The sequence below is a fragment of the Marinomonas sp. CT5 genome, from assembly GCF_018336975.1.
Classification (GTDB): Bacteria; Pseudomonadota; Gammaproteobacteria; order Pseudomonadales; family Marinomonadaceae; genus Marinomonas.
This window is the reverse complement of the sequence record NZ_CP025572.1, coordinates 2,320,788-2,344,817: the sequence shown is the minus strand read 5'-3', so window position 1 is coordinate 2,344,817 and position 24,030 is coordinate 2,320,788. Positions and strand designations below refer to the sequence as shown.

At 40.6% G+C, this 24,030-nt stretch carries 23 protein-coding genes and 3 tRNA genes; 10 read left to right on the top strand and 16 right to left on the bottom strand.

All coding sequences use genetic code 11. The features are described from left to right. The first annotated feature begins 78 nt into the window (after positions 1-78). Positions 79-1,263 (top strand): EAL and HDOD domain-containing protein, encoded by a 1,185-nt coding sequence (locus tag C0J08_RS10975; protein ID WP_212656168.1) that lies wholly within the window; start codon positions 79-81, stop codon positions 1,261-1,263. After that, entirely contained in the window at positions 1,260-2,042 is a 783-nt protein-coding gene (locus C0J08_RS10970) for a TatD family hydrolase (protein WP_212656167.1), read from the top strand. The genes C0J08_RS10975 and C0J08_RS10970 overlap by 4 nt, the downstream gene beginning before the upstream one ends. Positions 2,043-2,048: 6 nt before the next feature. Here the strand turns inward: C0J08_RS10970 and C0J08_RS10965 are convergent, their stop codons facing one another. From C0J08_RS10965 to C0J08_RS10955, 3 genes are read right to left on the bottom strand one after another with little or no spacing between them, the layout of a single operon-like run. Then, positions 2,049-4,397 (bottom strand): DNA polymerase II, encoded by a 2,349-nt coding sequence (locus C0J08_RS10965; RefSeq protein ID WP_212656166.1) that lies wholly within the window; start codon positions 4,395-4,397, stop codon positions 2,049-2,051. A gap of 32 nt (positions 4,398-4,429) precedes the next feature. Further along, positions 4,430-6,889 (bottom strand): ABC transporter permease, encoded by a 2,460-nt coding sequence (locus C0J08_RS10960; protein WP_212656165.1) that lies wholly within the window; start codon positions 6,887-6,889, stop codon positions 4,430-4,432. Next, complete coding sequence (locus C0J08_RS10955; protein WP_212656164.1) at positions 6,886-7,569, bottom strand: ABC transporter ATP-binding protein; 684 nt, start codon at positions 7,567-7,569, stop codon at positions 6,886-6,888. The genes C0J08_RS10960 and C0J08_RS10955 overlap by 4 nt, the downstream gene beginning before the upstream one ends. 25 nt (positions 7,570-7,594) lie before the next feature. Here C0J08_RS10955 and C0J08_RS10950 point away from each other — a divergent pair, with 25 nt between their 5' ends. From C0J08_RS10950 to C0J08_RS10940, 3 genes are read left to right on the top strand one after another with little or no spacing between them, the layout of a single operon-like run. Next, the gene (locus C0J08_RS10950; protein WP_212656163.1) at positions 7,595-8,230 is read left to right on the top strand and encodes an arylesterase; all 636 of its coding nucleotides are present in this window, start codon (positions 7,595-7,597) and stop codon (positions 8,228-8,230) included. A gap of 13 nt (positions 8,231-8,243) precedes the next feature. Beyond that, positions 8,244-9,182 (top strand): D-2-hydroxyacid dehydrogenase, encoded by a 939-nt coding sequence (locus tag C0J08_RS10945; RefSeq protein ID WP_212656162.1) that lies wholly within the window; start codon positions 8,244-8,246, stop codon positions 9,180-9,182. Continuing rightward, on the top strand, positions 9,179-9,907 hold the full coding sequence (locus C0J08_RS10940) for a pseudouridine synthase (RefSeq protein ID WP_212656161.1): 729 nt from the start codon (positions 9,179-9,181) through the stop codon (positions 9,905-9,907). Before C0J08_RS10945 ends, C0J08_RS10940 begins: the two co-directional genes overlap by 4 nt. On the opposite strand, the gene C0J08_RS10935 is transcribed toward C0J08_RS10940, so the two are convergent. Beyond that, positions 9,876-10,424 (bottom strand): GNAT family N-acetyltransferase, encoded by a 549-nt coding sequence (locus C0J08_RS10935; protein ID WP_249344660.1) that lies wholly within the window; start codon positions 10,422-10,424, stop codon positions 9,876-9,878. The two genes, C0J08_RS10940 and C0J08_RS10935, sit on opposite strands and share 32 nt — an antisense overlap. A gap of 140 nt (positions 10,425-10,564) precedes the next feature. Here C0J08_RS10935 and yciH point away from each other — a divergent pair, with 140 nt between their 5' ends. From yciH to C0J08_RS10915, 4 genes are all read left to right on the top strand, one after another. Further along, positions 10,565-10,912: a stress response translation initiation inhibitor YciH gene (gene yciH, locus C0J08_RS10930; RefSeq protein WP_212656159.1), complete on the top strand. Its 348-nt coding sequence runs from the start codon at positions 10,565-10,567 to the stop codon at positions 10,910-10,912. 169 nt (positions 10,913-11,081) lie between these two features. Beyond that, positions 11,082-12,092 (top strand): GGDEF domain-containing protein, encoded by a 1,011-nt coding sequence (locus C0J08_RS10925; RefSeq protein ID WP_249344621.1) that lies wholly within the window; start codon positions 11,082-11,084, stop codon positions 12,090-12,092. Positions 12,093-12,116: 24 nt separating this feature from the next. Next, positions 12,117-12,524 (top strand): acyl-CoA thioesterase, encoded by a 408-nt coding sequence (locus C0J08_RS10920; RefSeq protein WP_249344619.1) that lies wholly within the window; start codon positions 12,117-12,119, stop codon positions 12,522-12,524. 55 nt (positions 12,525-12,579) lie between these two features. Further along, complete coding sequence (locus C0J08_RS10915; protein WP_212656157.1) at positions 12,580-14,481, top strand: metallophosphoesterase family protein; 1,902 nt, start codon at positions 12,580-12,582, stop codon at positions 14,479-14,481. A gap of 62 nt (positions 14,482-14,543) precedes the next feature. Here the strand turns inward: C0J08_RS10915 and C0J08_RS10910 are convergent. Together C0J08_RS10910 and C0J08_RS10905 are read right to left on the bottom strand one after the other, a co-directional pair. Continuing rightward, positions 14,544-14,631, bottom strand: a tRNA-Ser gene (locus tag C0J08_RS10910). 86 nt (positions 14,632-14,717) lie between these two features. Further along, positions 14,718-15,284: a nitroreductase family protein gene (locus tag C0J08_RS10905; RefSeq protein WP_212656156.1), complete on the bottom strand. Its 567-nt coding sequence runs from the start codon at positions 15,282-15,284 to the stop codon at positions 14,718-14,720. Positions 15,285-15,394: 110 nt separating this feature from the next. Between C0J08_RS10905 and C0J08_RS10900 the strand changes: the two genes are divergently transcribed. Next, positions 15,395-16,909, top strand: a complete 1,515-nt coding sequence (locus tag C0J08_RS10900) for a coiled-coil domain-containing protein (protein ID WP_212656155.1) — start codon at positions 15,395-15,397, stop codon at positions 16,907-16,909. Positions 16,910-16,949: 40 nt separating this feature from the next. On the opposite strand, the gene nadA is transcribed toward C0J08_RS10900, so the two are convergent. From nadA to ruvB, 10 genes are all read right to left on the bottom strand, one after another. Then, a complete protein-coding gene (gene nadA / locus C0J08_RS10895) occupies positions 16,950-17,996 on the bottom strand; it encodes a quinolinate synthase NadA (RefSeq protein ID WP_212656154.1) in 1,047 nt (348 codons plus the stop codon). A gap of 43 nt (positions 17,997-18,039) precedes the next feature. Continuing rightward, positions 18,040-18,115 (bottom strand) — tRNA-Lys (locus tag C0J08_RS10890). Between the two features lie 26 nt (positions 18,116-18,141). Further along, positions 18,142-18,217, bottom strand: a tRNA-Lys gene (locus C0J08_RS10885). A 41-nt stretch (positions 18,218-18,258) separates the two neighbouring features. Next, positions 18,259-19,059: a tol-pal system protein YbgF gene (gene ybgF / locus C0J08_RS10880; RefSeq protein WP_212656153.1), complete on the bottom strand. Its 801-nt coding sequence runs from the start codon at positions 19,057-19,059 to the stop codon at positions 18,259-18,261. After that, positions 19,059-19,637, bottom strand: a complete 579-nt coding sequence (gene pal, locus C0J08_RS10875) for a peptidoglycan-associated lipoprotein Pal (protein WP_212656152.1) — start codon at positions 19,635-19,637, stop codon at positions 19,059-19,061. The genes ybgF and pal overlap by 1 nt, the downstream gene beginning before the upstream one ends. 19 nt (positions 19,638-19,656) lie before the next feature. Continuing rightward, the gene (gene tolB / locus C0J08_RS10870) at positions 19,657-20,955 is read right to left on the bottom strand and encodes a Tol-Pal system beta propeller repeat protein TolB (protein ID WP_212656151.1); all 1,299 of its coding nucleotides are present in this window, start codon (positions 20,953-20,955) and stop codon (positions 19,657-19,659) included. After that, positions 20,955-21,896, bottom strand: a complete 942-nt coding sequence (locus tag C0J08_RS10865) for a cell envelope integrity TolA family protein (RefSeq protein ID WP_212656150.1) — start codon at positions 21,894-21,896, stop codon at positions 20,955-20,957. The genes tolB and C0J08_RS10865 overlap by 1 nt, the downstream gene beginning before the upstream one ends. Further along, positions 21,896-22,324, bottom strand: a complete 429-nt coding sequence (tolR, locus tag C0J08_RS10860) for a protein TolR (protein WP_212656149.1) — start codon at positions 22,322-22,324, stop codon at positions 21,896-21,898. The genes C0J08_RS10865 and tolR overlap by 1 nt, the downstream gene beginning before the upstream one ends. Next, on the bottom strand, positions 22,324-23,004 hold the full coding sequence (gene tolQ / locus C0J08_RS10855; RefSeq protein WP_212656148.1) for a protein TolQ: 681 nt from the start codon (positions 23,002-23,004) through the stop codon (positions 22,324-22,326). Before tolQ ends, tolR begins: the two co-directional genes overlap by 1 nt. Before the next feature lie 9 nt (positions 23,005-23,013). Then, on the bottom strand, positions 23,014-24,027 hold the full coding sequence (gene ruvB, locus C0J08_RS10850) for a Holliday junction branch migration DNA helicase RuvB (RefSeq protein WP_212656147.1): 1,014 nt from the start codon (positions 24,025-24,027) through the stop codon (positions 23,014-23,016). Between the last annotated feature and the right edge of the window lie 3 nt (positions 24,028-24,030).

Genomic DNA, 24,030 nt, shown 5'->3' with positions numbered 1-24,030 from the left:
TCCATTATAACCATGATATTGTATTCGGCTAAGCGTTACAGTATTTTTTTGTGACAACTCTTCTATCAAGGAACTTAAATGAAGAACAACGATGTGCTTTTTTGTACTAAAGCAGTTGTAAACCTTAATTCACAGACGATTGCCTACTTTATAGTACACCCAGATAACAAAATAGAAGAAAAGGATGCCTCTTTTTTAAGCTCTCTCTTTATCGATTCTAATATTACCGAAATAACTCAACAAAAAACCATTTTTTTTCAAAGCCATATTGACCAGCTTAGCAAGCTTCCTCTGCAAAGCAATATTCATATGGTTATTTTTATTGATGGCATAGAGTTACAAGAAGAACATCTTGATACACTTTCAGCTCTTCGCTTAGATGGTTACGAACTAGGTATTAAAAATCCCGATTTAAAGGCTATTCCACCCGCAATTTTAGATGTATTCACTTCTGTTGTTTTTAATTTGAACCAATGTTCTATCGAAAACGTAATCGAGAGCTGCAAGAACGAACTGATATCAACAAAAAATATCTGGATAGATGAAGTAGAAAAAGAAGATCAGTTTAATACACTTAAGCAAGCCATTCCTGAAGCGTCTTTTAGCGGTAACTTCATCAAACGAGTCAATACAATTAAAGGGAAACGAATTCTCGCTTACAAAGCCATTTTGATTGATTTATTAATCGCATTAAATGATCAAGAGTCCTCACCTCGTGTATTGGCTGATTATATTGAACGGGATCCAACCTTAACTTATAGAGTAATAAAACTAACCCATACCGCTCATTATCGTAGTCAATTTAACGTCTCTAGTGCTCAGCGTGCTGTCGAAATAATCGGGATTAGAGACCTTATAAAGTGGGTAAGTTTGGTCATGTTAAGCAGCATATCAGGAAAGCCTGATTGTTTGTTTCCAATGGCCGTGTCTCGTGCCTGCTTCTGCCAAAGTCTAGCCAAAGCATTATCGCCAAAAGTAGATGGTGCTTTTATTGTCGGTCTTTTCTCTTATTTACCGAGCTTTTTAGATGATGACCTTCCTAGTCTTTTGAAAAACCTTCCCCTCGAAGAAAATATCAAGGCGGCCTTACTTGAGTACAAAGGTAATTTAGGCGGTGTGCTGCGAATTGTAGAAGACTACGAAGCCGGTCGATGGGAAAAAATCCCTCTTGAACAGTTACAAAGCAAAAACATAACCAAACAATCACTGAAAGACTTATATGTTGAGAGTTTTAAAGAAGCAAAAGAGATGATGTCACTATGATAGATATTGGCGTAAATATTAATCATCGCTTCTTTCTTGATGATTTAGATAAGACCATTGATGAAATGCTACAGGCAGGAGTTCACGGCATGATTTGCATCGCTTCTGACCTAGAGGAAAGCAAGCAAATCCAAGCCTTATGCGACAGCCGCTCAAGCATGTGGAATACATTAGGTTGCCATCCTCACCAAGCTAAAACTTGGAATGCGGATACAAAACGTCACCTTGCCGACCTTATTAACATTAAAAGACCGGTTGCCATTGGCGAAACTGGTTTGGACTTCAACCGTAATTACTCCAGTCGACAAGAACAGTTCTACGCATTTGACGAACAAATAGAATTAGCAACGGACCACCAGCTTCCGCTGTACCTTCATGAAAGGGACGCCCACACAGAGATGGTCGAGATTCTGAAAAAACACCCTTCTTTGGCTCAACACTCTATCATTCATTGCTTTACAGGTAGCCGAGCTCAGCTAGATCGTTATTTAGAGTTAGGCTTGTCAATCGGTATCACAGGTTGGGTGTGCGATGAGCGTCGAGGCGAAGATTTACAATTATCGATACCGCACATTCCTCTCGATAAATTGTTACTCGAAACCGATGCGCCTTACCTTCTACCTCGTAACATTCGACCACGTCCGAAGAAAAACCACCCAAAGTTCTTACCTTGGGTAGCGAAAGAGGTAGCTAGACTTAAAGGCATTTCAGTGGAAGAGTTGATTCAAGCCAGCCTCAGCAATACGGAAAGAGTGTTTGGCATTCGCACAAGTGATTAATTAAAATCAAAGCAAAGAAATTTGCTGTGAGAGCAAACTAGCCATATCAGTTTTAAAAAATGGCAAAATACTGTCTGCGATAGGCTCGATCTGCTTTTCAATATAATGCTCGTAATCTAAATCAACCAAATCTTCGACGCTTTCATAAGGCACGACACCAGAACGTTGATAGACGTAATACACTCTCTTTCGTCCTTTGTTGTACTCTAAGGGAAGCCCCTGCTCTGCTCTTTTTTGATCAATGATGGCGGCCGCTCGAACGTGAGGTGGCTTATTTTTAGTGTAAGAGGATAAAGGACGGCTCAACTGTTTACTGTAGATCAGCTGTTCGTCATAGCCACCAGCCCTGAGCGTTGCAATGGTTTCTTGAATAAAGCTAACTGGGTTTTCATCATTAAACACTTTTTCAAATAGAGTACGTTGAAATTGCCTTGCCATCGGTGTCCAATCCGTTCGAGCGGCTTCCAATCCTTTGAAAACAAGCTCACCTTTCGATCTTCCCGCGTATCGTTTTTTACTGCCTTCCTCTTGCCCTCGTATTGTTGGCATAAAAAAGCGCTCATAGACACGCTCGAACTCAAGTTCTAAGTGAGAATCGAGTTGGGCGTATTCTTCACACCATTCAGATAAACACGCATTAATATCATCACGTAATTGCTCACCTAGTTTTTGAGGATCTAACGCATCGTCATCAAGCGTAACAAAAAGAGAGTCTGTGTCGCCGTAAATAACTCTAGCGCCCCTTTCCTCCATCCAAGATTGCGTTCTTGCTAGCAGCTCATGACCACGCATAGTAATAGAGCTGGCTAATTCTGCATGATAGAAGCGACAGACATTAGAACCGAGAACACCGTAAAAGGAATTCATAATGATTTTGATGGCGTAGCTTAAAATGGCATTACCGACTTTTTTGGCTTCTTCACGCGCCTGAGCAAGCTCACCGACAAGAGAAGGTAAAATGGCCTGATGTCGGTCAAAACTGGCGCCTAAAAATCCAGGTACCAAGTGATCACCAGTTGGTTCGTTATTACCGGTATTGACGGAGTATTGCGCTGAAATGCGCGCCAAAGGGTCAATGTGAAAGGTACGGATAATACTTGGGTACAAACTCTTAAAGTCGAAAACGAGCACATTTTTATACAAGCCAGGCCGAGATGACATAACAAAGCCTCCGGGGCTTGCAACAAAATCATCATCACTCCAAGCGGGGGCAACCCAACCAGCAGAGTGTAAGCGAGGTAAATACAAATTCTCAAATGCCGCGACTGAGCCACCCGTTTGTTCAAAAGGAATCCCAGTTAAATCGACTCGCGTTTGCTGTAGTTCGATAAGCTTTAGCTTTTCAAATATACGCATAACAAGATCACAGTCTTGTAGGTTGTAGGCCACAAAAGCGTCTAGATCTTCCCTATGCAATCTTTCTATTTCTTGCCAGCGCTCATTTCCGTGCAATAGCTTGCCATCATCAAGGATTTCATTGCTGACATTATTAAGACTATAAGATTCAAAATGGTAACCACCCACTTTTAGTAAAGTAATACCGTCTAACGCCACACGCCCAGGAATGCTCGCAAAATACTTTCCTTGGTTGTCAGATGATCGAATACTCCAACTTTCACCATTAACACCGAATGCGGGGCGGATTCCTAACAGTTGACAGCGTTGATCAATAAACTGCAAATCAAAACCAATCAAATTCCACCCAATGAAAATATCTGGAGAATGTTTCTTCACATACCGAATAAAGGCGAGCAATAAACTTTTCTCATCACTGAAACGGCGGATGGTTGGGGATGAGGTCTCTATATCAGTGACAACAAAAGCAACCCTCTGGTCCTTTGATGTAATACCGATAGACAGTAACGTATTGGTGGAAACAGAGGTTTCTATGTCCAATGACCAGACATTCCAATTAGGCTGCCAATCACCGGCAATCACTCTTGCCTGTCGAAATGTCTGATTATTCGCATCAGGGATACCAATAAAACGTACGGCACCACGTATATGGCGCTCCATCAAATAACGGTTATGTGCCTTAATATCTTCTTCGTACACGGCATAACCATGACGCTTTACTAAGCTAATCATTTGCTGATGAAGCATTAAACTTGCGCTTTGAACCAATACAACAGGCTCGTTGTTGAATGATTTTAGGCCGGGGTCACTATACTTGATCCCAGGCAGATCATTTGGAAGACTTTGTAACGGAGCATTGGTGAAAAAAACACTAAGCTGTCTATCTGGTAGAACTTTTACTGTTCCTTCAGGTGTTTTTATAAATAGGCTCATTTCAATGTGGCCACTCACATCTCGAGTGTGACGACTCACAATGTAGCCAATTTTTTCTACAAACATCTAAACAGCCTAGTATTTTAACAAATACGCAATTATAACCCACGCAATAGAAGCATGGGGGGAACTTTTAACACGGTTCTACTTGCAAAAATACCAATCGTTGTAATGATCACAACACCGATCAATGGCCCCAGTATCCATAGCAGTGGATGAAAGCTCGCTTCGGCATCAAATACAAACACTTGTAAACCAAGTAAACAGGTTTCTGCGCCAATCGCCGCGATGAGCCCTGAAAAGAAGCCAAGAGCACCAAACTCTACCAACAAAGCCTGACGAACCAATGCACCTCGAGCACCAAGAACACGTAGCAAAGCCCCTTCCTCCAAACGCTCCTCTAAAGTCGAGCGGACACTTGCGAGTAGGACCAAAGCGCCAGCACTGAGTATACAAAGCAAGACCAATTGAATCGCTTGTGAAAGCTGCCCTATTATTGTTTGAACTTGTTTTAAAATATCCCCGACATTCAAAATTGAGACTGTTGGGAAGTTCGCCATTGACCGATAAAACGCTTGCGCTTTTGTATCACTTACAAACAGGCTACTTACAAAATTAGCCGGATAATCTTCCAGCGCACTCTTAGGCAAAATGAGATAAAAGTTCGGTTGCATTGATCCCCAATCAACTGAACGTACTGACGTAATGGGCAGTGTGATAACATTGCCTCCAATATTAATAGTCAGCTTGTCTCCTATTGTTAAGTTGGCCTCTTCAGCGGCTCTTTCTTCTACCGATAAACCTTCAGCAGCAAAGTCACCCTCGACAAGCTCGTTGCCTTTACCAAGAGTATCGGACCAGGTTAGGTTTAATTCTCGTTCGTAAAGTTCTGGCTCGCCTTTCTCTTCGGGATAAAGTGACTGTATTGACTCATCATTTACCGCCGTCACTCTGCCACGAACCATGGGAAACCAGTCCGACTTCTTCAGTCCTAATTGGGTGGTTTGATCATCAATTGGCGCAATTTGATCAGCTTGAACATTAAATAAATAATGGTTTGGCGCATCTTTTGGCAACTGCTGCTGCCAGTCAGCAATCAAACTTGACTTGATTCCAACTAAAATCAAGGTAAGCATGATTATTAGTGTAAACACCAATAGTTGGAACAAATTAGGTATCAGCCTGCGATAAAGTGAAGCAAGGCCAATTTGCCAACCACTGGTCGCTCCAGATGTTAAAGAGCGCCCAAGTTTGAATGCGAACCAACCAATAGCCGCCACAAACAAAGCAATCCCTAAAATAGCAACGGTCATAATACTGGGCAGTAAAAATCCCTTTGTGTAAAGACACATCAGGCCAAACATACCGATAAATCCCACAACATAAATAGCCAAGCTATTAAATTCGATTTTTGCGGTGGGTTGTAATACAGATAATGGTGAGATTTTAATGAGACGTGACATCAGAGGAAAACAAAAAACCACCATCGATATCAGGCCTGTTGCCGCTCCCAACCATAATCGATCAATAGATGGTTCAGGTAACTTGGTAGACATGAGGCCAGATAACAATGAGGCAATGATTTCCTGCATCCCCCAACCGATAGCCAGACCAATCACAGCCCCCACTACAAACAATATCAGTAATTGCAATAAAAACAGTCGCCCCAAGATCCTTGGTGTAGCGCCTATTGTTTTTAAAATAGCGACTTGCATGAGATGGCGTTTAACAAATCTTGCGGAGGCTAACGCCATAGCCACACCAGACATAACGACCGCTAAGGTGCCAGCCAATAACAGAAAAGATTCAGCACGGCCAATTGTATCTCCAATACGCTCTCCTCGCTGGGTGGGAGTTCTCCATCGTTGACCGTCTTTAAGTTGCGGCGTTATCCAATCTTCATATTGCTGAAGCGCCTCTTTGTCTCCCGCCAGCAAAAGATAATAGCGAACCCGACTACCCGGGATGATCACATTGGTCGCCGCAAGGTCTTCCATACTCATAACGGCTCGTGGTGATATAGCAAATGCTGAACCACTGGAACCAGGATCTCGGACTAGGTATTTACTAACCTTTAATGAAATATCACCCACTTCTACCAGATCGCCAAGCTTGATATTAAGCAAACTAGCCAAACGTGAAGATACCCACACCTCCCCTTTATTTGGCCTTTCAGTAGAACTTTTGCCACTGCCAAACAAGGTATCATCGACAAGATAAGCGCCTTTTAATGGGTAGCCACTACTCACAGCGCTTAATTGCGAAAGCTGTAAAGAATTATCCGCAAACATCATGGTTGTAAAAGATGTTCTTTGTGTTGTTTGCAAATTTAATTCGTTGGCTTTCCCTATCCACTGATCAGGAATAGGCTCATCTGATCGTATTAAACGATCCGCGGCCAATAAATTGGCCGATTCTTTCTCGAAAGACAGCTGTAAACGGTCGATAAATAAACCTATGGATGACACTGTGCTCACCGAAATAATTAAGGCCAACAACAAGGTAATCAGATCACCGCTGCGGATGTCTCTAAGCATTAAACGTAAGGCAAAACTCATAAGGATCTTTCCGTTAGCTGACCTGCAGACATGACCAACTGACGGTCACACATCTTGGCTAGCTCATTGTCGTGAGTCACCATGACTAATGTCGTACCTTCGGACTGGTTAAGATCAAACAATAATTTAATAACAAGCCGGCCATTCTCTTCGTCAAGATTGCCTGTGGGTTCATCGGCAAAAAGTATCTTAGGGTTAGAAGCAAAGGCGCGAGCAATAGCCACCCGTTGCTGCTCACCACCTGACAGTTGGTTTGGATAATGCGTCAAACGATGAGAAAGTCCGACTTTCTCTAATAGAGACTCTGCTTTGGCGCGCGCCTCTTTATCGCCTTTTAGTTCGGCAGGCAACATGACATTTTCAATGGCTTGTAAACTGGGTAGCAAATGAAAAGATTGGAAAACAAACCCCACATATTGACCACGAGCCAAGGCTCTCTGCTCTTCTGACTGTTGGGAAAATGCTTCGTCATATAGGAAAATGTCACCTGATGTATTGACGTCTAGGCCTGCTAACAGGCCCAATAAAGTTGACTTTCCAGAGCCTGACGAGCCAACAATCGCGACCGACTCGCTTTCCTTGATTTCCATATTAATTCCTTTCAATATGGTCAAATCACCTGTATTGGAAGCCACTGTATGGGTTAAATTAGATACTTTAATCGCAGTACTGCTAGCCATATTTATATACTCTAAAAGGGTTCTTATGTTTTTAAAAAGACAATTCGCTCAGTTACTGATAATCATAGCAACGCTACTTATTAGTTCATTTTCATCCGCTTCTACTTTACTCGTTATGGGAGACAGCTTAAGTGCGGCCTATAACTTACGACAACAAGATGGCTGGGTTAGTTTACTTGAAAATAAACTTTCTCAATCTCACCCTGAATTAAAGGTCATTAATGCTAGTGTAAGCGGAGAAACAACCCAAGGTGGCCTTTCACGCTTTGCAGATTTATTAGAAAAACATAAACCAAACTGGGTAGTGTTAGAACTTGGTGCCAATGATGCTTTACGAGGCTACCCACTGAATCAGACCACAATTAATTTAGAAAAGATGGTTAAGCAAGCTCAACAATCTGGCGCTGATGTGTTGCTAATTGGCAATCGGATCCCACAAAACTATGGAAAGCGCTACACACAAATGTTTTTTAGCCTATATGAAGAAATTGCCAATAAATATAACTTAGCGTACCTGCCATTCATGCTTGAAAATGTAGCACTGAACAAAGAGTTAATGCAAAATGATGGATTACACCCTAACAAGGCAGGCCAACCAATTGTGTTAAAAAACGTACTGCCATACCTACTGCCACTGTTAGATGGCGCTAACAAAGAATAAGGTTGAGGATGAGATGAAAGCGGTTTTTCTAGACAGGGGATCCTTCCCAAAGCATATCAAGGTTCAACTCCCCTCACAGATTAAAGAGGTAGTTGAATATGAAAACTCCGCCATAGAATTGGTTGCAGAGCGTATTAAAGACGCAACCATTGTACTGACTAATAAAGCCATTATAGATGCCCAAGCTCTAAGCAGTGCAGACAACCTTGAGCTAATACAAGTAATGGCCACGGGTATGAATAACGTTGATCTTGATGCGTGCAAGGCCAAGAATATTACCGTTCAAAATGTGGCCGACTATTCAACCATCAGCGTTCCTGAGCATACTTTTGCTATGCTCTTGGCTTTAAGAAGAAACCTTACTTGTTATCTCGATGCCGTAAAAGCGGGGCAATGGTCGGAATCTGAGTATTTTTGCTTTGTTGATTTTCCGATTAAAGATTTGTCTGGGTCAACGATGGCCATCATTGGCAATGGAACATTGGGTAAGAAAATCGCAGCTATTGCCCTAGCTTTTGGAATGCATGTCGTATTTGCAGACCGTAAAGGCGCACTAACTCACAGACACGGTTATATCCCATTTGAAGAAGCAATAAGGGTTGCCGATGTAATCAGTATTAATTGCCCTCTAACGCCCGAAACAAAACACTTAATCAGTGATGCTGAGTTTTCATTAATGAAACCCAGTTGCTTATTGTTAAACATTAGCCGTGGTGGCATCGTAGATGAGTATGCTTTGGCACGGGCGTTTGATAAGAATATAATTGCAGGTGCGGCTTTTGATGTGTCAAGCCAAGAACCTATGCCATTAGATCATCCACTCCAAGCACTAACAAATCATCCTAATTTTTTACTGACGCCTCATATTGCATGGGCAAGTGACGAGGCGATGCAGACCTTAGTCGATATGGCCATGGATAAAATTACCTCTTACATAGAAACCATAGAATGATATTGGAAATACTCTTTCAAGATGACGATCTCGTTGCCGTTAATAAACCGGCTGGCCTACTTGTACACCGTACTCACTTAGCCAAGGATGAAGAAGATGCTGTGGTACAAAGATTACGGGATCAAACAGGAAAATGGGTCTTCCCTGTTCATCGTCTTGATCGCGGAACCTCTGGTGTATTAGTTATGGCATTTAGCCCTGACGTTGCCCGAAAACTTTCGACTCAGTTCTCTGAATCTCAAACACAAAAAACCTATCATTGTTTAGTTCGTGGTTACTGCAATGAGTCCGGTGTTATCGACTATCCTCTGGCTAAATTAAATGAACAAAAAGGACGATCTCGATTTAAAATAGAAGGTACAGAAAAAGAGGCAGAAACACATTTTAAAAGATTAGATCAATTTCTCCTCCCTATACCTGTTAGCCGATACGATAGTATGCGTTTAAGTTGGGTGGAGGTCATTCCCAAACAAGGTAGGAAACATCAGATTCGCCGCCATTTTAAGCATCTACTTAACCCTTTAGTGGGGGATACTTGCTATGGTTGTCGCCATATAAATAAAGCTTTGAAAGAAGTATGGCCGGAAGAGTTCAGGCTAATGTTGCATGCTTCAAGCCTTAAGTTTAACCACCCAATAACTAATCAAGTAATTGCTTTGCATGCTAATTTTAACGACAAAATGATGAATATGCTTAACAAGTTGGCATCTTATCGTGTCTCATAACTTTATAAAAAGTTCCCTCGGTAATAGACCAGCGAAAGAGTAAGCTATCATGAATCACATTGCCTAACTTGATTGCATCCTTTTGTATTTCCTCTATTTCAAAGCCACATGACAATAGTACTTTAATAGAGGCCCTATTGTGCTCCGCTACATTTGCATAGACTTCTTTAACTCCAAAACTTGCCCAAATCAGTAAAAGTCGTCGTAACACAAATCTAGCAATTCCCTGATTAACAAAGTTTTTAGCTACTCGATAAGACACCTCTAAAGAAGCAGCATTGTTATCAAGCAATTGAGCACTGAAGCGACCGATTAAAATATTATTTGGCAAATATACCAAGTATTGCATGTGTTTGAATTTACTTCTCAGTAAGCGCTTAAAATACACCTCTGTTTGCTTATAAAGTGTCTGTTGAGGTAGGAATTCGGAGAACCAGCCTTTATTACGAAATTCAAAAAGTAAGATACTTTTCAAATCATCTTCTTTGGCCTGTCGGATTGTAAGCGATCTAATCATGCTAAACACACTCTGCACTAAGCTAATATCATTAGCTTAGTGCAGAAACAAATTAAATGCAGAAGAAAATTTTTCTGAATCAGCACCGCGGAAGTGTTAAAATGACTCGCTGCGAGAAATATCATGAGGCATAACCGTTTATGAAAAAACGAAATTTAGTTTACTCAACCGATCAAGGTCGACTTTGTTCAGATTGCGAACAGCCTATTGCCGATTGCATGTGTAAGAACGAAAGCATTGTCGGCAATGGAAAAGTTCTTATTGCCTTAGAAACCAAAGGACGTAAAGGTAAGGGCGTAACCGTTGTTACTGGACTTCCTCTTGCAGAAGATATGTTAAAAAACTTAGGTAAAAAACTAAAAACGCAATGCGGCACAGGCGGTTCTGTTAAAGATGGTCAAATTGAAATACAGGGTGATAACAGGCAGAAAGTAAAGGAGCTACTTGAAAAAGAAGGATTTCCTAGCAAATTTACAGGTCGACAATAGCCAATATATTTTTTAGATTTACTATGATTTTATTCCTTAAAAAGACAACACCATTAACTCGTTCTAGAACCACAGTCTAATGTTACCAAGCCTATAAAGCTTCTTTTTAAAATCTACCATTTAATAAACAGGGATTTTTAAATGATAAACCGTGACAGCAGAGGTTCCGATGTTCCAACAGAATATAAAACAAGCGAATAAACTGATGCGCTCAGCGGTTCCGCTTATGATGAAACTGAATATCCCACCAACACCGTATAATTATGGGATATGGTACGAATATGCTTCCAATAGGAGCCCTAAGCTCAACCAAATAGTTGACCGAGCGCTACGCCGATTTGGCAGTTTACCGACTTTTGTTTCTGAAGATCTTTTCAATGAATTCTTAATCCCTGAAGAATTTCGCTCTGCTCATCGTCAGAGCCCAGTGTTAGTAGACTTAACTGATGATTTAGAAAAAGATACATCTGCTCTCTCTGATGAATTAATGACATTCAATTCTACATTACAAAAAACACGCAAAGCCCTAAAAGATACAACCGAAATAAGCAAAATAGAACAGATAGCGTTATTGCTTGAACATGGATCTATAAAGGCGAAGCAAGCTATTGATAATTTTGGACAATCATTAATAGCTGCCCAGACAGAGCTAGCCGCATTACGCGAAGAATTGTCCGAGATGAAAAAAAATATTGAACTAGATCCCATAACTTTTCTTGCTAATGAAAAAGGTTTTGAAAAGCAGCTGTTTTCCTTAGTTCCCTATGCAGAAGATGACCTAAGTTTGTTACTCGTTGATATTGATAGCTTGGGTGAAATTAATAAGGAATATGGCAATAAAGCAGGCACTTCTTTAATACGATATATAGCCAAGCTATTAGTGGAATTGTTACCCAAGAATGGATTTATTGCGCGGCTTAATGGTGGACGATTTGCTATTTTGTTAAATCAAACAGAATTAAGTCAAGCTTCTGAATTAGCGGAATATTTACTTAATCAGGTTTCGATTCAGAAGATTCGCTATAAAAATACTAAAGTCTTATTAAGACAGGTGACCGTTTCGATCGGTATAGCAACTCTGCTTGGTGATGAAAGTCCTAATGAATTGGTTGAAAGAGCGAACCATTACTTATTATACGCGAAGCGATCCGGCAAAAATCAAATTGCACACCATCAATAAACCATTAAGATTTAAGGTTAAATAGTGATAGACCCACAAGACGATACAAGCAATGTAAAAAGCACTTATTTTGAAGTACGTGACTATGAATGTGATATGCAAGGTATTGTCAATAATGCCGTTTATCAAAATTATCTTGAGCACGCTAGACACCAGTTTCTAAAGTCTAGTGGTCTAGACTTTGACGAAATCACTAAAAAAGGCATTTATCTTGTACTGGTAAAAGCGGAAATTGAATACAAACGCTCTTTGGCCAGCGGTGACGCGTTCCATATTGAATCGAGAGTAGAACGAGTGTCTAGATTAAAACTCAATTTTATTCAAAATATATACAAAACTGACGGTATGCAATTAATACTGAGCGCAAAAATGACTGTCACATCAACCACGAAGGAAGGAAAGTATATTGTTGATCACTTGGTTGCATCCTGACCTATTAACTTGTTGAATAAAGGAATCCATTCAACAAGTTGATGTGAGGAAATTTATGCTGGTATTAGCTGGCCCGCTATTAAGAAGGATGACGACTGACCGGCTAACGTTTTGGTTGATGACTGCTGAGTCTGTAGAAATAGAATTAACTCTCTATCAGGACAAAGCAGAGCTGATCACGCTTGATAGCGAACAAATAAGCAAATACCACACGGAATTGAAAGCTGGTGACAAACTGTTCATACAGCTTTTAGATATTGAGCTAAATGACACTTTACCAACCAGTCAAGCCATTCATTATGACTTACGTCTTAATGGGATTGATTGGACTCAGTGGGCCGAAGACCTTGTTTATCCAGATCATTCTTTACCCTTCTTTATCCTTGAGCCAACTCTAAAAAACATCCTACATGGCTCATGTCGCAAACCACATCACCCTAGCAAAGACGGTCTTTTGAGAGTCGATGAATTATTGCAAAAGACACCTCTAGAAAAATGGCCAAGTGTATTGATCATGAGTGGTGATCAAATCTATGCAGATGATGTAGCCGCTCCAATGCTATGGGCCATTCATCAACTCATACCTCATCTTGGATTACCCAATGAGAAACTGCCTTGTATAGAAGTTGAGAGCGCACACAAGCTCCATAAAGAAACGGCTTACTATTATGCTCGCGAAGAGTTGCTGCCAGATAACAAAGCCAGCGTAACAATGATTGATCAAATCTTTGGTGGTGTGAAAAAGCCTGTATTCACAACAGATACCGCACAAAACCATTTAATTTCACTAGCTGAAATCCTTGCAATGTATGCTCTGGTTTGGTCGCCCGTTGGTTGGAATCTCGTATTCAAAAGTAACGATATGTCTAAACCACCTTCTGGGTTATCTGATGATCATGCGCAAACTTATAAGCAACAAGCCCCTATCATACAAGAATTTGCCGAGGGCTTATCCAAGGTACGTCGAGCACTCGCCCATATTCCGACTGCAATGATTTTTGATGATCATGACATTACTGATGATTGGAACCTTACAGCGGCATGGGAACAAACCGCATACAACCATTCTTTTTCATCACGTATCATTGGCAATGCGCTACTAGGATATTTACTCTGCCAAGGTTGGGGGAATTCCCCTGATTCATTTGCCCCAGAACTACTCGACGAAGCACAAGAAGTTTTACTTACACCAGGCACATCAAAACATGATGAATATCTTTATAAACTCGTTCGATTATCAAATTGGAATTACACCTGGAACACCTCGCCTCCTCTGGTTGTTCTGGACACCCGAACACAACGTTGGCGCTCAGAAAAATCCACAGCAAAACCTTCAGGATTAATGGACTGGGAATCCCTAACGGATCTTCAGCAACAATTAAAAGGACTTGATTCCGTTATCATGGTGTCAGCCGCACCGATATTTGGCGTCAAGCTGATAGAAAGTATTCAGCGGGTATTTACCTGGTTTGGCCAACCCCTGATGGTGGATGCCGAAAACTGGATGGCCCACCCTGGCGCCGCCCACGCTTTGATGAATATGTTTAAACACAACAAAACACCGAAAAATTTTGTGATACTGTCTGGCGATGTTCATTATTCGTTCGTTTATGATATCCAATTGAGAAGTGAACAACAGTATTCAGACATATGGCAAATTACCAGCAGCGGTGTTAAAAACGAATTTCCCAAACGACTACTCGATATTTTCGATCGTCTAAACCGCTGGTTATACTCACCTAAGTCGCCATTAAACCTTTTCACTAGACGCCGTAGCATGAAAGTCACCCCCCATAAACCGGATAAGGCGGCACATGGAAAGAGACTGCTCAATCAGTCAGGCATTGGATTAGTCACATTTAACAGTGATGGATCGCCAGCCAAAGTGATGCAAATGTGCTCAGATGGTCGTGACATTCATTTTGAATTATCGGAAAAGGACGCGACTTGGGAATAAAAACCAAGTTTAAAAATTCGGGGCAAAAAAAAGACATCATTTGATGTCTTTTTTAAGAAAAATGGCGGTGAGCAAGAGATTCGAACTCTTGATGCCTTTCGACATACACGCTTTCCAGGCGTGCTCCTTCGGCCACTCGGACAGCTCACCATACTTACGCTCTGCGTAATTTGTGCGCGTATTTTAGTGATGCCTCAAAGAGATTGCAACAAGTTTTATTAAATAAACCTTAAAAATTAATCTCTTACCCATTTTAAACGACTTTCTAATTCAACTTCGATCAAGGGCTGCTTCTTATCAACAGATTTTCCTGTATAAATAAGTCCAACGATCTGATCATTTGACTCTAAGCCTAATAGTGTTTTTGTCTTTTGAGTGAAACAAGCTGGACCACTCCGCCACATCGCGCCATAGCCAAGCGAATTGAGCCCTAATATCGCTTGTTGAGCCGCTGCAGAAGCCGCCATAATCTGTTCGATAGGTGGAACTTTAGGGTGTTCTTGTATATGAGCATAAACCAATAAAATAGCAGGCGCTCTGTAGGCTTTTTTTACAAAAGCCTCTTCCTTTTCTGCGGGCATAGAATCTAATTCCGATAAAGCATGCTGCCAATAAATTTGCCCAAGTTTAGAACGGCCTTCTCCTTCATATATACGGAACCGCCATGGCTTTAAATTACCATGATCTGGTGCTCGACTTGCGGCATTAAGAATAGATAACCATTCACTTTCACTGGGAGAAGGAGCAATAAGCGTTGGCTCTGATACACGATTACGCATAAAGTCTATAATTTCTTTACTCATATAATATGTTAATCCACTAATATTACGATTAAAGTGATAAGTACAAAATATATTTTCATGTTAGATGATAATCGATATCAAATCCATTGGTATATGATTTTGGAGTTTCTATGTCAAAGTGGATGATTTGGACTTTACTTGAAGCAAGCACCCTTCTTTTGTGTGGCAACCTAATTGTCTGGTGGCTTAGTCGATCTCTTTCCAAAAGACTAAAAGCAAAAAATTCAAATATTGATAAAAAATCAGCCAATTTGGCTGCAACGAATAATGAAACTCACGCATTTAAAAGACTTGCACATTATCTAGATCTGCAAATTAATTTTGCAGCCAACTCGATCACACCTAGGACAACTGAACCTTATAAAGTTAATCAATTGAAAATCTGGGGAACTATTCTTAGGGCCGAAAGAGCAATTCTTCTCAATCAAGCCAGTGACCAGCCAAGACCAATTCTCAATAGGTTTTTATCCAGTCTTATCTATGCATTATCCGCTCCAAAATTACAAACAACAAATACCGAAGAGCTTCAACAAAGCCTAAAAGAAATGGAAAAAGAGTTTTTACAAACCGCAGAAATTCTCATTACCAAAGAGTCTTTATTAAAAAATCAAACTTTATTAAATGATGATTTACGTAAAAATATAGACCGAGCAACAAAGAGAGTAAGACAATTAGACCAGAAAAAAATCGAGCAAAAACGCCTAGAAACAGAAATTGATCATTTACGTAAAAAAATTCAATTACTAGAAGAGCATCAAACAAACAAACCAGATGAATTACAAAAACTAAGCCTACATGCTCCAACTCACCAGGTGCAATTGAAACAAACTAGGACGACCAGCTTCAAACAAGTTTCCAGCCTAAATAGTCTCGCTGAACGACAAAAAATGGTAATTGAGCAATTAAAAATTGAAATCGAAAGAAACAACAGTCTTCCGAATCCTCAAAATACACTCGAAGCACAAAAAGTAGCCATAAGTAAGATGGAACGAATGTCAAAAGAAACACAATCCCTAATCATACAATTGGAGCAGGAGCTGGAGACTTCAAACCTTTCTATTGCCACATTAAGACAAAATATTAGTGAAAAAGATGCTAAATTGGTTGAACTCGAAAAGCAATTAAATAAAAACAACCAGACGGCAATTGGCAATCTTGAAACCTTACATGCCAATAAAAAAGAAACTTTAGTTTCCTACCGTGATGGTTTAAGTAATGCCTTAGAAAATACACCTCACTCTGATAGTTTGGTTGAACAAGAAAAAGACAGCAAAATGCTTGAGCGATTATTACTAGAATCCGAAACTTGTGTAACCTTGTTAGTTCAAGAGCTAGATACCGCAGAGGAAACAAATCAACAATTAAAAGAAAAAGTTAATGCACTAATCAGTGAAACTAACCCTCTTTCTTTAAAGACTTCTAAACCTCTCCAAGAGCAGAGAGAGAAAAATAGGCAGTTAGTCCAAGAGACAACAGAACTAAAAGATAAAGTTGCTTCCATTGTGTCAAATCGAGATTATCAAGAGCTTAAAAGTATCTTTAATAGAAAAAGCCTTGAATGCGACCGCTTACAGTTGGCATATTCTGATTTAGAAATGAAATATTTAGGGACGCTAGGAAATTAATCCTGCGTCCCTACTCAATGCATATTATAAATTGATAAGATTAGCTGGCCTGAAAATTCAACATTCTTTGAAGTGGTATGAGTGCTTTTACTCTTGTCTCTTCTGGAACGAATATTTCACCAAGATTATCTTTAAGTGAATCGCGAAGTGCTTCTAGGCTATTTAGCGCCATCCAAGGACAATGAGCGCAACTTCTGCAGTTCGCGCCAGAGCCAGCGGTCGGGGCTTCTATAAAGCGTTTATCTGGGGAAGCTTGCCTCATTTTATAGAATATACCCCTATCTGTAGCAACGATAAAAGTATCATTAGGCATAGCCTTTGAGGCATTAAGCAATTGAGAGGTTGAACCAACAACATCTGCAACCTCAACGACAGACTCAGGAGATTCAGGATGAACTAAAACTGCAGCGTCAGGGTAAACTGCTTTTAAATCCAAAATTCCTTTCGCCTTGAATTCCTCATGAACGATGCAAGCACCATCCCAAAGAATCATATCAGCCCCTGTTTCTTTTTGAATATATCCACCTAAATGTTGGTCTGGGGCCCAGATGATTTTTTCACCTTGATCAACAAGATGCTCAACAACTTTTAAAGCAATACTTGAAGTTACAACCCAATCAGCACGAGCTTTAACGGCGGCAGAGGTATTGGCATACACAACCACTTTCCGGTCTGGGTACTGGTCACAAAAATCAGAAAATTCTTCGATTGGACAGCCGATATCTAATGAACAAGTTGCTTCTAATGTTGGCATTAAAATTGTTTTTTCTGGGCTGAGTATTTTTGCTGTCTCTCCCATGAATTTAACACCGGCAACAATCAGTGTATCTGCCTCATGATTTGCACCAAAGCGAGCCATTTCTAAAGAGTCGGCTATGACACCTCCCGTCTCTTCTGCCAGCTCTTGGATAGCATCATCAGTATAATAATGAGCCACCAAAACAGCATTTTTCTGTTTAAGCAAAGATTTTATCTCAGCACGAATTTGGTCGTTATCAATGTTTTTTGTTTCGAGGCTTTTTTCGGCTTCTGACAAATATTTTTGGACCGTCTGACGAAGTGCTACTTTATTGGAAAGTTCAGACATATCATTACCCCTTAAGAAACTGGGAGCGGAATGAGTGTTTTTTTGGTGGGTCGTACTGGATTCGAACCAGTGACCAATTGATTAAAAGTCAACTGCTCTACCAACTGAGCTAACGACCCAAAAATCACAAAAGGAAAATAAAAGTTGGTGGGTCGTACTGGATTCGAACCAGTGACCAATTGATTAAAAGTCAACTGCTCTACCAACTGAGCTAACGACCCAACGGGATGCGTATAATACAGAGCCCGCCGAGGATTGCAAGTTATTTAATTTTACTTAGATACCCTGCCGCTAGTTTGGCTGCTTTACTATTTGGAAAACGTCGAATGACATCTTGCAAATAGGATTTTGCTTTTGCGGAATCGCCAACTTGATCACTGACAATTCCAAGTTTATACAAAGCATCTTGCTCCTTGCTGTGACCAGGAAAATCATTAATAACAGTCAAAAAGGAGTCAATTGCTTGTTGAGATTTCCCCTGAACTAATTTCACTTCTCCTAACCAATAATAGCCATTTCCAGTTAAAGTATTACTTGGATAATCTTTTACAAACTTTGTAAATGCTACTTCAGCCTCATCAAATTTTCTCTGCCTAATCAAATTGTAAGCGTTATCATAAGCTTGTTGAGATAATTCAGAGGGCTGTTTCAGTTCAACAGGAGCTAAAGGTGAAACAGAAAAACTTTTTTTAACATCAGGATCTTTGTTAACAGCACTATTATCCGAACCAGTAGATGGCTGAGCAACTTGCGCTGTTACTGGTGAAGATTGACTTTGCTGAACCGTAGTAGACATGAGCAAAGAGATGCGCTTATCTAAATCAATATACCTATCTCTCTGATTTTCTTTCATTAATTTAAGTTGATGACCTTGTTCTTCCAGTTGTCCACGAAGGCTTTGAACCTCCTGTTGCAGTGTTTCTAATTGGAAAAGTAGGTCAGCAGCAGCACTTGGTGAAAGACCTAAACCAGCCCCAGCCTGTGGCGCCTCAGCTATTGCAAATGGCGCTGTGAAACACAGCGCCATAGCAAAAGAGCGAACTTTACTTTTTTTAGCGATCATTATTCGTAACGAACTTCTACTCGACGGTTTAACTGCCAAGCTTCGCTGTCATGGCCGAAGGCAACAGGAACTTCTTCGCCAAAACTTACGGTCTCAATTTGAGAAGGCGCAACACCCTGAATAGTTAAGTAACGAGCTATCGCTTTAGCTCGACGTTCACCTAGAGCCATGTTGTATTCACGAGTACCACGCTCATCAGCATGACCTTCAAGGACAACACGAGCATCAGGGTGAGAAATTAAGTACTCAGCATGCTTAGCTAGAGCTTCACGAGACTCTGGACGTACGATTGATTTATCAAAATCAAAGTAAAAAACTGTTTCAACGCCCGCCAACATATCCATATTAGAATCGTCAACAGCTACAGTTTCTTCAACAATAACACTTGTCAATGCTCCGTCTTCACCTGCACCAAAGGACTGATCGGTATTATCAGCTGTATCATTTGCTTGTTCAGTTGAATTTGCATCTTCAGCTACAGTTGATGTATCTGTTTCAGTAGCCGTAGTACTACAACCAGCAATCCAAGCTGCAGACAATCCTATTACAGCAAACTTTCCTAATTTGTTTACACTCATTATTCACTCCTCAATGTATTTATTTGAAATACGGGGACCAAGATGGTTCACGTACATCTCCGTCTGCTGATGGTAACTTGTATTTAACAAGGCCATCAACGGATACTACAGCTAGTATACCCTTCCCACGATAGGTTGTGGCATACATAACCATGCTACCATTTGGCGCAATACTTGGCGATTCGTCTAAGTATGTCTCTGTAAGGATTTGAACACGGCCTGTTTTCATATCTTGCAAAGCAATATGATAGTTACCGTCGTTCTTTTGAACTGTGACAAGATAACGTCCATCAGGAGTCATTCTCGCTCTAGTATTCAGTTCACCTTCAAAAGTCACCCTTTCCACTCGCTTACTTTTTACATCTAATCGATATATTTGTGGATTACCACCGCGATCAGATGTAAACACTATTCCTTTTCCGTCTGGCTCCCAGCTTGGTTCCGTATCGATAGCATAATGATTCGTCATACGCTCTAATTTCTGTGTCGCGATATCCAAAGTATAAATCTCAGGATTATTATCTTTAGATAAAACTAAAGCTAACTTTTTGCCATCAGGAGACCACGCTGGAGCACCATTTAAACCTCTAAATTGCGCAATCTGTTGACGTTTACCAGTGGCCAATTCTTGTATGAAAATATTTGGCCTACGATTTCTAAACATAACATAAGCAATTTTTCTTCCATCCATACTCCAAGATGGAGACAAGATTGGCTCTTTTGATTCAACTACGACCTGTGGTCTATGTCCATCAGCGTCTGCCACCTGCAGCTTAAATAATGGCGCTCGTTTATCTCCTTCCGCAGTAACATATAATATTCTAGTACTAAATGCGCCCTTTGTACCCGTAAGTAACTCGTAAATTTTGTCACTGATATAATGAGCTGCATCACGAAAGTTTCTAGAACTTACATCAATAGAACTATGCTTCTGTACAGGCTTTTGACTAAGCACATTCAAAAGTTCAAAACCAATTCTATATTGAGAGTTTGGCAATTTTTTTACAGTACCAATGACAACATAATCACTTTTAAGAAGTCGCCAATCCCTATAAAAAACTTCAGATTCCGTTGAAGGCATACTTAACATATTTGAACGTGGCACGGGTTTAAATAAACCACTTCGTGCTAAATCATCTTGTACTATTTGAGCGATATCTTCTGGAAGTGCATCAACACCATTATATCCAAAAGGCACAACAGCAATTGGGAGTAATTGATCCGCACCACTTGTTATTTCTATTACTAATTGAGCTTTGGCTGTACTTACAAATAATAAACAAGTGAATAAAACACTCAACCATTTTTTATACATCATTAGTTTCTCAAATCTTGCGGGTTAAAAATCAAATCCACTTGGCGAAAATTACGTTCAAAAACATAGGAATCAATCTTTGATAATTCATCAATCTTCGCCACTTTATACACAGCATCAACGGCTTTTTGGTCAAATAGACCATCGCCACTAGATTTAGTTATTTCAACATCCCTAACTTCGCCATTTGGTAAGAAATAAATTCGTAAATACGTTTTCATTCCATTACGCGCATTAGGAGGCCTAGTCCAAGCGGCTGTAATCCTATCATTAATTAGACCACTAATAGATTGAACCATTTGAGCTTCTTCTGCAGCTCTTTTTTTCGCTTCTTCTGCTGCGGCTAATGCCGCAGCTTCTTCAGCTTTTTTTTGCTCGGCAAGTCTTGCAGCCTCTTCCTGATGCTTACGTTCTTCCTCTGCTAAACGTTCAGCCTCTGCTTTACGTGCCAACTCATCTTCTTTACGTTTCTTCTCTTTTGCCACCTTTTCTTCAAGACGTTTTTTCTCTGCTTGTTCAGCAAGGCGCTTTTTGGCTAATTCTTTTTCTTTAGCTAGCCGTTGTTGCTCCGCTTTTTTCTGCTGTAGAAGCTTTTCTTTTTTTTCTGCTTCAGCTTTTTCACGTTTTGCTTTCGCTAGCTTTTTCTTTTTATCTTCTAAGGCTCTTCGTTTAGCTTCTTTCTTTTTGTTTATTTCGGCTTCTTTTTTCTTCTGAGCCGCCAGAGCGGCTTGTTGTTTTGCCGCTTTTTCTTGTGCTTCACGTTTACCTATCACGGTTTGAGAAATATCAACCACCGTAGCCTTAACTATTGGCGGCCTTTTTGGCTTTGGAGCTTCATCATCACTAAAATCAATAGCAATTAACCCTACAATAACAATGCAAGCATGTAAGCCTATTGCTAGCAATGTAGGGATACTATAACTGTCACTACGCAACCACTTCATTAATTTTTATCCGGTTCAGTCACTAAACCTACATTAGGAACACCCGCCCCTTGCAGGGTTACCATGAGCCCAATAACGTCACCGTAAGATACATTTTTATCCCCTCTTACAAGCACAGACATCTTTGGGTTTTGATTAAATACCTTTCTCACCCTATCTTGAATTTGTGATAAAGCAATTGATTCCTGCTTGCCACCAACATCTAAATAATAATTGCCGTCAGAATCAACCGATGCGATCAAAACATCATTTTCTGTATCTTGTATTGGCGCCGCATTGGCATTTGGTAAATCAACATCAACCCCTTGAGTCAACATAGGCGCAGTAATCATAAAAATCACCAACAAAACCAACATAACGTCTATGTAAGGAACGACGTTAATTTCAGCCATCGGGCGGCGTTTATTTCTTCTTCTTGAGCGAGCCACTATGCAGCCCCTCCCTCTCTCACATGAACCTTACGATGAAGAATACTGGTAAATTCATCGGCAAAGTTTTCATAACTCGAACCAAGTGATTCAGCCGCAGAAGAAAAACGGTTATAAGCGATAACAGCTGGTATTGCCGCAGCCAAACCAATTGCTGTTGCAATCAAAGCTTCAGCAATACCCGGTGCAACCGTAGCCAGTGTTGCCTGCTGAACTTCAGCGAGACCTATAAAAGAATGCATAATCCCCCAAACCGTACCAAAAAGACCTACATAAGGGCTTGTAGATCCCACTGTTGCCAAAAACGGTAAATGTTGATCTAGTTTTTCTTCTTCACGATACAAAGCAACTCGCATGGCCCTTTGAACGCCATCCATAATCGCTTCGGGATCCACATTGTGATTCTGTCTAAGCCGAGTAAATTCTTTGATACCTGCTGTGAAGATATTCTCCATACCTTCAACCTTTCTACCTTCCTGTGTTAGCTTACGGTAGAGTTGGCTCAAATCAATTCCAGACCAAAAGCTTTCTTCAAAGGCTGTTCGTACTTTTTTGGCTTCTTTTAATACTCGTATTCTTTGAAAGATCACTATCCATGAAAACACAGAAGCAGCCAGTAGAGTCAGCATAACAAGCTGAACAACTAAACTAGCACTGGCGATAAGTCCCCAAATTGACATTATTAACCTCTATTTAAAATCTGAAGGTAGTTGGTAATTAAAATGTTCATACGCACGTTTTGTAACCTGACGCCCTCTTGGGGTTCGGATAACAAAACCTTGCTGAATCAAAAACGGCTCTATGACGTCTTCAATTGTATCTTTATCTTCGCCTAATGCTGCGGACACACTGTCTAGCCCAACAGGTCTTCCATCAAACTTTTCTATCATAGTCAATAACATACGTCTATCTAAGTGATCGAACCCTTGGCTATCTACACTTAACATATCCAATGCCCTCTGGGCAACTTTTTGCCCAACAAGTTGCTCTCCACTGACTTGAGCAACATCTCTCACACGGCGTAACAAGCGATTTGCTATTCTTGGTGTGCCTCTGGATCGCCGAGCCACTTCGAAACACCCAGATTGATCCAATTGCATCCCCATTTTACCCGCAGAACGAGCGACAATCGTTGTTAACGACTCGACATCATAAAACTCTAAACGCTGGACAATGCCAAAACGATCTCTCAACGGTGATGTTAAAAGTCCCGCACGGGTAGTTGCTCCGACAAGAGTAAAGGCTGGGAGTTCAATTTTAATTGACCGCGCAGCAGGCCCTTCACCAATCATGATATCCAGCATGTAATCTTCCATAGCTGGATATAGAACCTCTTCGATTGCTGGGCTTAATCTATGTATTTCATCAATAAATAGAATGTCACCCTCATTCAAATTAGTCAGCAGTGCTGCGAGATCTCCCGCTCTTTCCAAAACAGGGCCAGACGTTGTTCTGACCTCTGCTCCCATTTCATTACCAATGATATTGGCAAGAGTGGTTTTTCCTAACCCAGGCGGACCAAATATTAATGTATGATCTAAAGGTTCGCCTCGTTGACGCGCCGCCTGGATAAAGATTTCCATCTGTTCACGAACTACGGGCTGACCAATATACTCAGCCAATGCTTGCGGTCGAATAGCACGATCAACTTGTCTATCGCTCCCTTTAATTTCTGCAGAAATAATGCGATCTTGTTCAATCATTGT